The 12,781-nt window shown below is 65.9% G+C and carries 10 protein-coding genes, 1 tRNA gene and 1 pseudogene; 8 read left to right on the plus strand and 4 right to left on the minus strand.

Going from position 1 to position 12,781, the window contains the following annotated elements; genetic code table 11:
- Both E3T29_RS19620 and E3T29_RS08215 read left to right on the plus strand, forming a co-directional pair.
- Positions 1–1,064 (plus strand): annotated as a pseudogene (locus tag E3T29_RS19620) (2-succinyl-5-enolpyruvyl-6-hydroxy-3-cyclohexene-1-carboxylate synthase); the annotation flags it as partial.
- Positions 1,065–1,182: 118 nt separating this feature from the next.
- Complete coding sequence (locus E3T29_RS08215; RefSeq protein WP_134345027.1) at positions 1,183–2,046, plus strand: DUF4190 domain-containing protein; 864 nt, start codon at positions 1,183–1,185, stop codon at positions 2,044–2,046.
- Positions 2,047–2,059: 13 nt separating this feature from the next.
- On the opposite strand, the gene E3T29_RS08220 is transcribed toward E3T29_RS08215, so the two are convergent.
- Positions 2,060–3,292, minus strand: coding sequence for an isochorismate synthase MenF (locus E3T29_RS08220; protein ID WP_241987710.1), 1,233 nt, complete (start codon positions 3,290–3,292; stop codon positions 2,060–2,062).
- A 94-nt stretch (positions 3,293–3,386) separates the two neighbouring features.
- On the opposite strand from E3T29_RS08220, the gene ubiE reads away from it, so the two are divergent.
- Genes ubiE through E3T29_RS08235 form a run of 3 tightly spaced genes read left to right on the plus strand, consistent with a single transcriptional unit; the run spans position 3,387 to position 6,627 of the window.
- On the plus strand, positions 3,387–4,097 hold the full coding sequence (gene ubiE, locus E3T29_RS08225; protein WP_092340468.1) for a bifunctional demethylmenaquinone methyltransferase/2-methoxy-6-polyprenyl-1,4-benzoquinol methylase UbiE: 711 nt from the start codon (positions 3,387–3,389) through the stop codon (positions 4,095–4,097).
- A 29-nt stretch (positions 4,098–4,126) separates the two neighbouring features.
- Positions 4,127–5,197 (plus strand): polyprenyl synthetase family protein, encoded by a 1,071-nt coding sequence (locus tag E3T29_RS08230; RefSeq protein ID WP_241987711.1) that lies wholly within the window; start codon positions 4,127–4,129, stop codon positions 5,195–5,197.
- A 47-nt stretch (positions 5,198–5,244) separates the two neighbouring features.
- Positions 5,245–6,627: an FAD-dependent oxidoreductase gene (locus E3T29_RS08235; protein ID WP_134345029.1), complete on the plus strand. Its 1,383-nt coding sequence runs from the start codon at positions 5,245–5,247 to the stop codon at positions 6,625–6,627.
- Positions 6,628–6,803: 176 nt separating this feature from the next.
- On the opposite strand, the gene E3T29_RS08240 is transcribed toward E3T29_RS08235, so the two are convergent.
- Positions 6,804–7,292, minus strand: a complete 489-nt coding sequence (locus tag E3T29_RS08240) for a YajQ family cyclic di-GMP-binding protein (protein WP_092340465.1) — start codon at positions 7,290–7,292, stop codon at positions 6,804–6,806.
- 364 nt (positions 7,293–7,656) lie between these two features.
- On the opposite strand from E3T29_RS08240, the gene E3T29_RS08245 reads away from it, so the two are divergent.
- The 3 genes from E3T29_RS08245 (at position 7,657) to E3T29_RS20545 (ending at position 10,034) form a co-directional block, all read left to right on the plus strand.
- Positions 7,657–7,741, plus strand: a tRNA-Tyr gene (locus tag E3T29_RS08245).
- Between the two features lie 83 nt (positions 7,742–7,824).
- Entirely contained in the window at positions 7,825–8,661 is an 837-nt protein-coding gene (locus E3T29_RS08250) for an inositol monophosphatase family protein (protein ID WP_134345030.1), read from the plus strand.
- 182 nt (positions 8,662–8,843) lie between these two features.
- A complete protein-coding gene (locus tag E3T29_RS20545; protein WP_166792358.1) occupies positions 8,844–10,034 on the plus strand; it encodes a M23 family metallopeptidase in 1,191 nt (396 codons plus the stop codon).
- Positions 10,035–10,213: 179 nt separating this feature from the next.
- Here the strand turns inward: E3T29_RS20545 and E3T29_RS08260 are convergent, their stop codons facing one another.
- Positions 10,214–10,996, minus strand: a complete 783-nt coding sequence (locus tag E3T29_RS08260) for a GTP pyrophosphokinase family protein (RefSeq protein ID WP_174776411.1) — start codon at positions 10,994–10,996, stop codon at positions 10,214–10,216.
- On the minus strand, positions 10,993–12,693 hold the full coding sequence (locus tag E3T29_RS08265; protein WP_134345032.1) for a glycoside hydrolase family 13 protein: 1,701 nt from the start codon (positions 12,691–12,693) through the stop codon (positions 10,993–10,995). The genes E3T29_RS08260 and E3T29_RS08265 overlap by 4 nt, the downstream gene beginning before the upstream one ends.
- Positions 12,694–12,781 lie beyond the last annotated feature (88 nt).

The following is a 12,781-nucleotide window of genomic DNA, read 5'->3' on the forward strand; positions in this document are numbered from 1 at the left end:
CCATGCTGCTCGCCCCGGGGCCGCGCACCGTGGTCGTGGCCGGCGACGGCGCCGGGCCCGCGGCCGAAGAGCTGGCGCACGCCGGCGGCTGGCCGCTGCTGGCCGAAGTCTCGAGCGGCGCCCGATTCGGGCCGAACCTGATCGTGCACTACCGCGAGCTGCTCGCCGCTGTCGACCTCGGCGGCGAGGTGGAACGGGTGATCGTCTTCGGGCACCCTACCCTCAGCCGGGAGATTCCGGCCCTGATCGCCCGCGACGGCGTCGAGACCATCGTCGTCGCCCCGACCGGCCTCGAATGGTACAACCCGGGCCACGCTGCACGCGCCTTCACCCGCTCGGTCGGAGCGGATGCCGCCTGCACTGCGGTCGCACGCACACCGGCCGGCCGCGAATGGCTCGGCCGGTGGCTCAGGACCAGCCGTGCCCTCGCCGAGGCGGCGGCTGGCGAAGGCCGGGTGCCGATCGACAAGCGCGGCATCACCCGCGCCGAACTGGCCGTCTTGCGTGCGCCGCTCACCCGGGCGCTGCTCGTCGACGCGGTGTGGCGGGCATCCTGGCCGCATGACCGGCTCGTGCTCGGGGCGTCCCGGCTTATTCGCGAGGCCGACAAGCGCGTGCCAGGCAAGAAGATCACCGTGCGCGCCAACCGGGGTCTGGCTGGCATCGATGGCACCATTGCCACCGCGCTCGGCGTGGCGCTGGCCAGCCAGGCCGAACCGGAACCGCGCTCGGCGGGCGTGACCCGGGCTCTGCTGGGCGACCTCACTTTTCTGCACGACGTCGGATCGCTGCTGCTGGCCCCGGGCGAAGCCGAGCCCCGGCTGCAGGTCATCGTCGGCGTCGATGGTGGCGGCAGCATCTTCGACGGCCTCGAGGTAGCCGCGACGGCTCCCGCTGAGGCGATGGAGCGGGTCTTATATACCCCGCGGAAGGTGGACCTGAAGTCGCTCGCCGCTGCCTACGGCTGGGACTACGAGTTCGCCGCGACTAGAGCCGACCTGGAGCGCGCCCTCACCGGTGCCCCCACCCGTCCCACGATCCTCGAGGTGCCTCTCCTTCGCTAGCGGCGCCGCTATCTCCACACTCGCGAGGTTGGGGCGAGTTATCCACAGATTTGTGGCGAGCGGATGCTCAGGCGGCCGCTTGGTACCGTTTAAGACACACGGATGCCGGGAGGCCCAGATGACCGATTCGCCCCAGGGGCCTCCGCAGACCGGCGGCCTCCCTGAGTACGCACCCGGGCAGGCACCCGGACAACCACCACACCCACCGACACGTCGTGGCGGCCTCGCTCTTGCGGCGCTCATCGTGGGCATCAGCGCCTTCGTCATCGGCTGGATTCCGATTCTAGGACTGTTGCTGGGTGTCGCTGGCATCATCCTCGGAATCCTGGCAATGCGCAGGCCGGGCGGCAGATCGTTCGGGCTCGCGGGCCTGATCGGATCTTCCCTGGCCGTGCTGGCCAACGTGCTCGTGACCATTGTGGTCGTGGTCGCGCTGGTGAATTCGGGTATCGGCACGGCTGTGCTCACCGATGCCCAGCCCGTCATCACGCCCTGCTATTCCTTCAACGGGCCGGGCGACTACCTCAGCAACCAATCCGCTGAGAAGACGGATGCCTGTATCACCACCCTGGAACTCTGGGGTGAACGCGATGCCGACGGCGTCATCAACAAGACCGGCGTGGGCAGCATCCTCGGGAGCGTACTGGTGGAGCCGGTGGCGGTGGCCAGCACCGACGACTGGGTGCCCGGCGGCAGCCTCGACGACATGGTCGAGTTTCTGAATCAGAGCTACTTTCCCCAGGCCGGCGAGGTAACGAGCCTGAAAGAAGCCGTCACCCTCGACGGCGTCGACGCCAACCTCACCCGCATGATCAGCACAGCTGAGAACACCCGCACCAAGGCGTTCCTCACCGTCTTCGCCCCGGACATATACCAGTCAGCCGGGGAGCCGGTGAAGTTCTTCCTGATCTCCTTCGTCATTCCCGAAGACAACGGGGAGGAGATCATCGCCGCCGCCATCGATTCCTGGCGCTGGAAGTAGCTCGCGGCCGGAATCAGCCGAAGGCCTCCACGATGGGGCGAAACTTCATCTTCGTTTCGGCGAGCTCGCGTTCCGGATCGGAGTCCAGCACGATTCCGCAGCCGGCGTAGGCGGTGATGCCGCCTTCGGGAGCAACCTGGGCGCAGCGCAGGGCGATCGCCCACTCGCCGTCGCCGTCGGCGCCGACCCAGCCGACCGGCCCGGCGTAGCGGCCGCGGTCGAACGGTTCGAGCTCGCGAATGAGATTCAGTGCCTGGTCGGTGGGGGTTCCGGCGACCGCAGCGGTCGGGTGCAACGCCGCGATCAGGTCGAGCGACGTCGACCCGTCGCTCAGGGTACCCTCGAGATCCGTCGCGAGGTGCCACAGGTTCGGCAGCTTCACGGTGAACGGAATCTCGCTCGTCGCGAGCACCGAGGTGTGCGGGCGCAGCGACTTGAGCACGCTCTGCACGGCGAACTCGTGCTCGTCGCCGTCTTTCGAGGAGGTGGCCAGGGCCAGGGCCGCCTCACGGTCGTCCTCGGCATCCGCTCCGCGGGAGATCGTGCCGGCCAGCACGCGGGCGTTGACCGAACCGTGGTCGGCGCGAATGAGGGTCTCCGGGCTCGACCCGATGAGGCCGTCGACGGCGTAGGTCCAGCAGTCCGGGTACCCGAGGGCGAGTTTGGTGATGGCGCGGCGCAGATCGGATTCGGCTGGTACCCGCCCGACCAAGTCGCGGGCGAGCACAACCTTATTGACCTGCTGGGCCCGAATGTGCTCAATGCCCGAGCTGACCGCTGCGCGAAAACCGTCGGGGGGCAGCGCTCCGGGCAGCAAGGCGATGCGATACTCGTCGCCGAGCGGATGCAGCGCGAGCGGGTTCTCCGGTGCGCTCTGCCCGGTCGCCCAGATGCGCGTTACCCAGCACTGGCCATCTTCGCGGCCAACGATGATCTCGGGCACGATCAGCACGCTGGTTTGCGCAGACGACTCATCGAACGCGAAAGCGCCGAACGCGAGCAGCCCGGTTCCGGTGCGCGTGAGCGGGTCGGTCACGGTGGCCAACCGGGCGACCTGTTTCCAGGCGGCGGCGGCATCCGTCATGCGGGTGGGGCCGGAGAATTCAAGCCTCAGGGCGCAGCCGATGCCGGCCAGACCCTGGTTGCGACGCATCCAGAGCAGGGGCGAGCGGCCATCGAGCAGCAGGATCAGTTGGCGGATATCGGCTATCGGGGAGGTTTCGACCGTCAAGGCCTGCACATTCACTTCTGTAGCCTACGCCCGCGCCACTGCAGCTATGCGAATCCGTGCCCCGGCAACCATGCAGTTTCGCTGGTCGTTCGCATCCTAGAATGATGGGGTGAATAGAGCAGACCTGAACAAACGGCCCGCGCAGGTGGCTGCCATGTTCGACGAGGTCGCCGCCCACTATGACCGCACGAACGCGCTGCTGTCGGTCGGCAACGCGTCGCTCTGGCGCCTCGCGACGACCAAGGCGGTCAGCCCGCAGGCTGGCGAGCGCATTCTCGACATCGCCGCCGGCACCGGAACCTCCAGCGCGGCCCTCGCCCACAGCGGAGCCCACGTCGTCGCCGCCGATTTCTCGGCCGGCATGATCGAGGTCGGCCAGAATCGCCACGCGCACAACCCGAACATCGAGTTCGTGCAGGCCGACGCCACCGCCCTTCCCTTTAAAGACAACGAGTTCGACGCCGTCACCATCTCATTTGGCCTGCGCAACGTGGTCGAACCGAAGAAGGCGCTCGCCGAGTTCTACCGGGTGACCAAGCCCGGCGGTCGCGTTGTCATCTGCGAGTTCTCCACTCCGCCGCTTTCACTCGTGCGCCAGAGCTACTTCGCGTATCTCAATCACGTCATGCCGCGGGTTGTGCGCCTCGCCTCGTCGAACGCCGAAGCCTACGACTACCTCGGCGAGTCGATCGCGGCCTGGCCGACCCAGCCGGTGCTCAGCGGATGGCTACGCTCGGCCGGATACTCCGCCGTCGCCTACCGCAACCTCACACTCGGCATCGTGGCGCTGCACCGCGGAACCAAGCCCGCGGCATCCTGACCCCGGATCAACTCGATAGGCTGACTTACGTGAAATCCAGAGCCCCCGTGATTCGACGCAGCGCGTCGGTGACCAGCCAGGCGGGCCTCGGCGATCGCATTTTCTCTTCCCCCGCCGACCGCGGCCTGGCCGCGAACATTGATGCCGGTATCGAAAAGGTCGAAGCCGCGCTCATCGACGAGCTGGTCTACGCCAACGAAATTGCCACCGTCACCAGTCGCTACCTGCTGAACGCGGGGGGCAAACGGGTGCGTCCAATGCTCGCGCTGCTCACCGCGCACTTGGGCGATGGCGTTGTGCCCGATGTGATCACGGCGGCGGCGGCCATCGAACTGACCCACCTCGCCTCGCTCTATCACGATGACGTGATGGACGACGCCGACAAACGCCGCGGTGTGCCGAGCGCCCAAACCGTGTGGGGCAACTCCGTCGCCATCCTCACCGGCGACCTGCTGTTCGCCCGCGCCAGCCAGCTGATGGCCCGCCTCGGCGAACGGGCCATCAAACTGCAGGCGACCACCTTTGAGCGCCTCGTGCTCGGCCAGTTTCAGGAGACGGTCGGTCCGCGCCCGGGTGAAGACCCGGTCGAGCACTACATTCAGGTGCTGGCCGGTAAGACCGGTTCGCTCATCGCCGCGGCCGCCCAGGGCGGTGTGGTGTTCTCCAACGCCCCGGCCGAGTACGAGCAGCCGGTCGTGGACTTCGGCGAGAAGATCGGCGTGGCCTTTCAACTCATCGACGACGTGCTCGACCTGTCGCCGCAGCCGCAGGAGACCGGCAAGGTGCCGGGAACGGACCTCCGGGCTGGCGTCGTCACGCTTCCCCTGCTTCGGTTGCGGGAGCGCGCCGTGAGTGATGGGGCATCCGCTGATCTGCTGCACCGGCTGGAACGCGACGTCATGGTCGACGGTTCGGCGCAGACGGAGGCCGCCGATACGGCCATCACCGCGCTGCGGGAGCACGCCGTCACCGCTGAGACCCTCGCCGAAGCACACGGCTGGGCCCGCGACGCGGTCGCCGCCCTGACGCCGTTGCCGAACGGTTCGGTCAAGAAAGCACTCACCCGATTCGCCGAGTCCATCGTCGAGCGCTCCAGCTAGAGCGTGTTGGGGCGTGCCCCGAATGCTCGAGCAGTAAGGAATCTTCCGTGACCAAATTGAGACTGGCCATCGTCGGCGCAGGACCGGCGGGCATCTACGCCGCCGATATTCTGCTCAAGGCCGAACGCAATTTTGAGGTCTCGATCGACCTGTTCGATCACTTGCCGGCACCGTACGGGCTCGTGCGCTACGGCGTCAGTCCGGATCACCCGCGCATCAAGGGCATCATCACCGCGCTGCGCGGGGTGCTGGACAGCGGCGATATTCGAGTGTTCGGCAACGTGCGGTTCGGGGTCGACGTGACCCTCGACGACCTCAAGAAGCACTACAACGCGGTCATCTTCGCGACCGGCGCTGTACAAGACGCCGACCTGAACATTCCGGGCGCCGCACATGACGGCTCCTTTGGCGCCGCCGACTTCGTCAGCTGGTTCGACGGTCACCCCGACGTGCCGCGGACCTGGCCGCTCGAGGCGCGCGAAATCGCCGTGATCGGCAATGGCAACGTGGCGCTCGACGTGTCCCGCATGCTCATCAAGCACGCCGACGACCTGTTGCCGACCGAGATTCCTGCGAACGTCTATGACGGACTCAAGGCGTCACCGGTGACCGACGTGCACATTTTTGGGCGCCGCGGGCCGACATCCGTTAAATTCACGCCCCTGGAACTGCGGGAAGTCGGCGAGCTTCGGGACGTCGACATGATCGTCTACGACGAAGACTTCGACTACGACGAGGCCGCGAAAGCCGCCGTTGCGAGCAACAAGCAGGTCTTCGTGATCGACAAGACGCTGAACGTCTGGCGGGCCCGCGAGTCCGGCACGGCCAGCCGCCGCCTGCACCTGCACTTCTTCGCCAAGCCCGTGGAGATCGTCGATGACGGCACCGGCCGGGTCGCGGCTTTTCGGTGGGAACGCACCACAACGGATGCCGCCGGCGGCGTCGTCGGCACGGGTGAAATTCGAGAGATCCCGGTTCAGGCCGTCTACCGGGCGGTCGGCTACTTCGGATCCGAACTGCCCGACGTGCCGTTCGACAAGAAGCGCGGCGTCATTCCCAACCGTGAAGGCCAGGTGCTGCGCCGCGACCCGTCAGCCGGCACCGGCGGATTGTTCAACCAGCAGATGTACGGCGTCTACGCGACCGGGTGGATCAAGCGCGGGCCGGTGGGACTGATCGGCCACACCAAGAGTGACGCCATGGAAACCATCAAGCACCTGATCAACGACCTCGGCAACTGGTGGCGGCCCGAGTCGCCGTCGGAGGAGAGCATCGTTGAGCTGCTCGATGCGCGAGGCGTTCGCTACACGGGCCTCGACGGCTGGCACAACCTGGACCAGCACGAGCTCGCCCTCGGTGAGGCCGTGGGCCGCATCCGCATCAAGGTCGTCGACCGCGACGAGATGGTGGCCGTCTCTCGAGCCGAGTAGTCCGCCCTCGTCGGACGGGGCCTGGGCCCACGGCCATAAGGTGGGCCCGGAGGCCCGCGCGTCTACCCTTCCGGGCCCGCGCGTCTACCTTTCCGGGCCCGGGCGCGGAAACTGGGCCCATGTTCTATCGTGGTCCCGGTTCCCGAAGGTGGGCCCGGTGGTCTGCGGAGCGCCGGCTAGCGGAAGTTCGTGAACTGCAGGGCCACGTCGAGGTCCTTGCCCTTGAGCAGGGCCATCACGGCCTGCAGGTCGTCGCGGCTCTTGGAGCTGACCCGCAGTTCGTCACCCTGAATCTGGCTCTTGACGCCCTTGGGTCCCTCATCGCGAATGATCTTGCTGATCTTCTTCGCATTCTCCTGGTCAATGCCAGCCTTCATTGTCGTCTCGATGCGGTACTCCTTGCCGGAGGCGAACGGCTCGCCGGCATCGAGGCTGCGCAGCGAGATGCCGCGCTTGATCAGCTTGGCCTCGAACACCTCGAGGATCGCCTTGACGCGCTCCTCGGTGTTCGCCTTCATGAGCACCTTCTCGCCGCTCATCGCGATTGAGGCCCCCACGTTCTTGAAGTCGTAGCGCTGCGCGACTTCCTTATGCGCCTGGTTGAGGGCGTTGTCGACCTCCATCGGGTCGACCTTGCTGACGATGTCGAACGTTGAATCTGCCATTCCCCCATGGTATCCGACCCGCGAGGACGCAAAAAGTGCCCGATTGGAGTGCTCAAACGGGCGCCCGTCCTCGCCAACGCGTGCGCTTTCTCGTGTGAAAGCCGGAGACGAGGTGATTCTGGCGGATTTAAACGCGGCAATTGCCAGCCCCGATACCCAAACCGACAGCGGGCTCAGCGGCCCAGGCGACGACACGTCGACTGTGACGCGCACCCCGCCCATCGGCGTGGGTGGCCCGCCGGCGGGGTAGCGGATGCGCCTCACTACGGAAGTCGGCACTCGCTGATTTCTCGGTGAGGCGTTTCGTCTTGTATTGTTAACCCCGCGTCTCCGGTCAAGTGATTACACCTGGTCGGGAGCGCCTGGCGAGTTACCCAAGCGGCCAAAGGGATCTGACTGTAAATCAGACGGCGTAGCCTTCGTGAGTTCGAACCTCGCACTCGCCACCAGCACCAGAGCAGTTCACCACTGCAAACAGGCAGGCCTTCGGGTCTGCCTGTTTTGGTTGAGGCGCGGCTTGTAGCGTGAGGGCATGACGCATCCTGCCCCGACCGAGCTGCTCGACCTCGCGCGCACCATCGCGCTCACCGCCGGCGCGCTGGCCCATCGTCGCCGCGTCCAGGGCGTCGAGATCGCCGCCTCGAAGTCGTCGCCCGAAGACATTGTCACCGCGGCCGACCGTGAGGTCGAGCTGCTCATTCAAGGCCTACTCGCCGACGCCCGCCCGAACGACGGGTTCTACGGTGAGGAATCCGACGCGACCGGCGGCACCAGCGGACTCACCTGGGTCGTCGATCCCATCGACGGCACCGTCAACTACCTTTACGGTGTTCCGTTCTACGCCGTCAGCATCGCCGTCGTGCAGGGCGAGCCCGACCCGGCCAGTTGGAACGCCCTCGCCGGCGCGGTCGTCAACCCCGCGCTCGGCGAGGTGTTCACAGCGTCCGCCGGCTCCGGCGCCTGGCTGGGGGATGCGCGCCTGCACGTCAACCATGACGTACCACTGTCGCTCGCGCTGGCCGGCACCGGATTCGGCTACGACGCCAGCCGGCGGGTCTGGCAGGCGAAGGTCGTGGGCGGTCTGATCGGCCAGGTGCGGGACATCCGTCGTATTGGTTCGGCCGCACTCGACCTGTGTTCCGTCGCCTGCGGGCGGCTCGACCTCTATTTTGAACGCGGACTCAACCCGTGGGATCACGCCGCCGGCGCCCTGATCGCCCGCGAGGCGGGGGCCAAAGTTGGCGCTCTGCAAGCGGATGCCGAGGGTCACGACCTGCTCATCGCAGCCGACCCTGACCTCTACGATCAGTTCGAACCCGTGCTCGCCGGACTCTTCGAACGCTTCCCGTTTGGCGCAAAAGCCCAGTGACATTACGCCCACTTACCCCCGTTTGGGTGTGATTGGTCAATTTCCTCTGGTATTCTCAGGGTTGCGCGTTACCCTTAATCAATTCGTTATATTTGCATGGCGTCATGTGGCGTTATCCAGAACGAGCACGAGATCCCGTCCGCTACGCCGAAAGCTGCACTTTGTCACGTCACACTCCATCCATGGACACCTCCGTGTCCGGCGAGAGTGACGGCACCGTTTTTCCCCCGGCAGAACCGGCGGCTCTGACACGTCGCGAACTGCGTGAGCGCGAGCGAGTGGCATTCTCTCAAGTCGCGGAATCGACTGCTGCACCGGTCGACGAAGGTGTCGAAGACGTCGTTCGGCTCAGCCCCGCCGCCGACCTGATCGTCGCCGCCGACCTCGGTGAACTAGATCTTGAACCGGCCGTCGTGACCGAGACCGACCGCATCGTCGCGGCCGTGCCGGTCGCCGACGCGGAACCCACCGACTATGAGAAGCTGCTGGCTCCCGGCGTCACCCAGTCGATTCCGACGGTGATTCCCGCCGCCGGCGACCTGCCGCGCCGCCGCCAGCGTATCGAGCAGAAGCCCGGCGAGACGTTTGCTCCCGCGCGCGACTTCGTTCCCGCTGGCGCGCTGCCGCGCCGCGCCCTGCGCGCACGACCGCTGGGCAGCACCATGCGCAAGCGTGCGGCCAAGAGCGCATCCATTCTTGCCATGTCTTTCGTGGCGTTGATGGCCGTGGCCACCTCGATTCCGGCTGAGGCGTTGCTCTCGTCGCAGGACGTACAGGCATCCGTTTTGGAAGCCCAGCGCGTTCTGCCGGCTGATGAGGGGCAGAGCATGGACATGGCCGGTGGCGACACCGTCACCGTCGAGCGCGATGGCTACGAGTCGAGCACCATCGCCGAAGTTGCTGCGGCCAGCGGTATTCGCATGGAAGACACCTTCACCAATAATCCAAATGGCACCATCCAGTGGCCCTTCGCCGTGGGCGTGCACATCGGTGACCAGATCGGCTATCGCAACTGCGCCGGCTGCTCAGTGAACCACGGCGGACAGGACTTCAACCCCGGCCTCGGCGCCCCGATCCAGGCCATTGCCGACGGTGTGGTGAGCTACGCCGAAGACGGCGAAGCCAGCCTCGGCGTGCACATGATGATCGACCACATGATCAACGGCGAGCTCGTGACGAGCGTGTACGCGCACATGATTCACGGCTCGATGCTCTTCAAGGAGGGCGATGTGGTCAAGGTCGGCCAGGTCATCGGCAAGACCGGCAGCACCGGAATGTCGACCGGCCCGCACCTGCACTTCGAGATTCGCCAGGGCGGAATCACCGGCACCAAGGTCGACCCCCTCGCCTGGCTCTACGCCAACACGAACTAGCCCAACCGCGGCAGCTCCGCCCCGCGGTTCCGAACTCCGGGCCAGCATAACTCCTGCAATTTGTTGTGCCCGAGAGCTGAAGGCCCGAAAAGACGCGGGAGTTTCTCTGTTCGCCCGCGATTTGCAGGAGTCATGCCCACACGGCAGGCCGCACCCGGCCGAACCGTGGCGTAGTGGGACTATTCGGGCTGCGTGCGGCCGCGCATGAATGAGTCGAGCAGGCCCTTCGGCAGCGGAAACGGCGGCAGGCCGTCGAAGCTGAACAGGTCTGCGTCGCCGGCATCGACGGACTCGAGCGCCACAACCTGGTCGTGCAGCAGCTCCATCTTCACATCGAGGCGATTGGCTGCATCCGCTGCCTGCCGGAGATCTTCGACGAGGGTATCGGGCACGGTACCGTTGTACTTGTAGAAGATCTTGTGCTCGAGGCTCGCCCAAAAGTCCATGGCAATCGTGCGAATCTGAATCTCCACGGTGACCGGCTGCACGCGATCTGACATGAACACCGGAATCGCCACGATGAGGTGCAGGCTCTGGTAGCCGTTGGCCTTCGGCTCCTGAATGTAGTCCTTTTCCAGCAGCACAGTCACGTCCCGCTGCCCGGCCAGAAGGTCGCGGATGCGATAGGTGTCAGAGATGAAGCTGCAGGTGATGCGAATGCCCGCGATGTCCTGAATGTTGTCGCGAATACCGTCGAGCTCGAGCGGGTACCCCTTGCGGATCGCCTTCTTGAGAATGCCCTCCGGCGACTTCAGCCTTGAACTGACATGCTCGATCGGACTGTAGTCGTGGATCGAGCTGAACTCCTCCTTCAGAATGTTGATCTTCGTAAGCATCTCGTCGCTCGCGAACTTATACGACATCATGAACCGGGTCAGCTCGAGCTTCAGCTCCTGCATGGCCGCGATCGACGCCAGCGCGTTGCTGCCGGCATCGCTCGAACGGTCAACGGCGTCGGTCATGCCTCTACTGAGCGCAACCAGGCCGTCGCATCGCCCGGCAGGGTTCGGCCGACCAGCTCTTCACTCGAAAGCAGCACGTCACCGGCGGGAAGCTGAACGGATGCCGCGCCGGTGTTGGCTACGACCGTCACGTCGCCGTTGCGGTACGCCGCGACCTCCGGCCCGAAGCCGTCGATCCACTCCACGGTTCCGGAGGCGAGGGAGTGCTCCCGGCGCAGGGTCAGCGCGTGCTTGTACAGCTCGAGGGTGGATCCGGCGACGCCGTCTTGCTGGTCGCGAGCCAGGCCAGCCCACTCGGCTGGCTGCGGCAGCCAGCTCTTCGCGCCGGTGCTGAAGCCGAACGATTCGCTGGCGGCTTCCCACGGAATAGGCACGCGGCATCCGTCTCGTCCGTAACGCTCGCCGTTGGTGCGAAACCAGGTGGGGTCTTCGCGGGCGTGGTCGGGCAGGTCGACGGCCTCAGGCAGGCCGAGTTCCTCGCCCTGATACAGGTAACTCGAGCCCGGCAGCGACAACATTAAAGCGGATGCCGCCTTAGCGCGTCGGAGGCCCAGCGCCGTGTCGGGCAGGCCCACCGTTTTCGGGCCGATGCCGTGTCCCTGCAGGTTTTCGCCGGTGAGGGCGAGCCGGGAGGCGTGGCGCACGACGTCGTGGTTGGAGAGCACCCAGGTGCTCGGCGCTCCCACATTGCCGAAGGCTTCGAGGGACTCGTCGATGACGGCCTTGAGACGCGCGGCGTTCCACGGCGTTTCAAGATAGGCAAAGTTGAAGGCCTGGTGCATCTCGTCCGGGCGCACCCATTTAGCCATCTGGCTGAGCGGGTCGACCCAGGCTTCGGCAGCGAGAACCCGGTCGCCCGGGTAGGCAGCGAGCACTTTGTGCCAGTCGCGATAGATCTCATGCACGCCATCCTGCGCCCAGTACGGTGCGGTCAGCGGCGTCTCGGCGGTGATGCCCGGCTCAAGAGCGGATGCCGGCGCTCCGCCCATGCTGCCGCCCTCGGCGGGAGGCGTGTAATCGGGGAGGCCGGGAGCCTTGATCATGCCGTGCGCAACATCCACTCGAAAGCCGTCGACGCCGCGGTCGAGCCAGAAGCGCAGCACGGCGCGGAACTGTTCGCGCACCCACTCGCTGTCCCAGTCGAAGTCGGGCTGGCTGCTGTCGAACAGGTGCAGGTACCACTGGCCGGGGGTGCCATCTGAATCGGTCGTTCGGGTCCAGGCCAGGCCGCCGAAGACGGACTCCCAGTTGTTCGGGGGTAGCTCCCCGTTCTGGCCCTTTCCGTCACGGAAGGTGTAGCGGGCGCGTTCGTCGCTGCCGGGGCCAGCGGCGAGGGCGGCCTGGAACCAACCGTGAGCGCTGGATGAGTGGTTGGGCACGATGTCGACGATGACGCGGATGCCGAGATTGTGCGCGGTGCGTTGCAATACCTCGAAGTCGTCGAGGGTGCCGAACAGAGGGTCGACGTCGCAATAGTCAGAGACGTCGTAGCCGGCGTCGCGTTGCGGAGAGGTATAGAAAGGAGAAAGCCAGATGGCATCAATGCCGAGGTCTTTCAGTTGCGGCAGTCGTGCGCTAATGCCGGCGAGGTCACCCATTCCGTCACCGTTCGCGTCGGCGAACGATCGCGGGTAGATCTGATAGATAACGGCTGTGCGCCACCATTCGGTGCCATGGGTCAGTTCGGTGCCAGTCATCCTAAAATGCTACGGCATCGCTGCTGGATGCCTGTAGCGTGGTGGAAGTGGTCTGGACCTCGCCGTCGGGGTGATAAAGTTTCTAGGT

Origin of the sequence: Cryobacterium sp. TMT1-66-1 (assembly GCF_004403435.1) — a bacterium.
Lineage (GTDB): Bacteria > Actinomycetota > Actinomycetes > Actinomycetales > Microbacteriaceae > Cryobacterium > Cryobacterium flavum.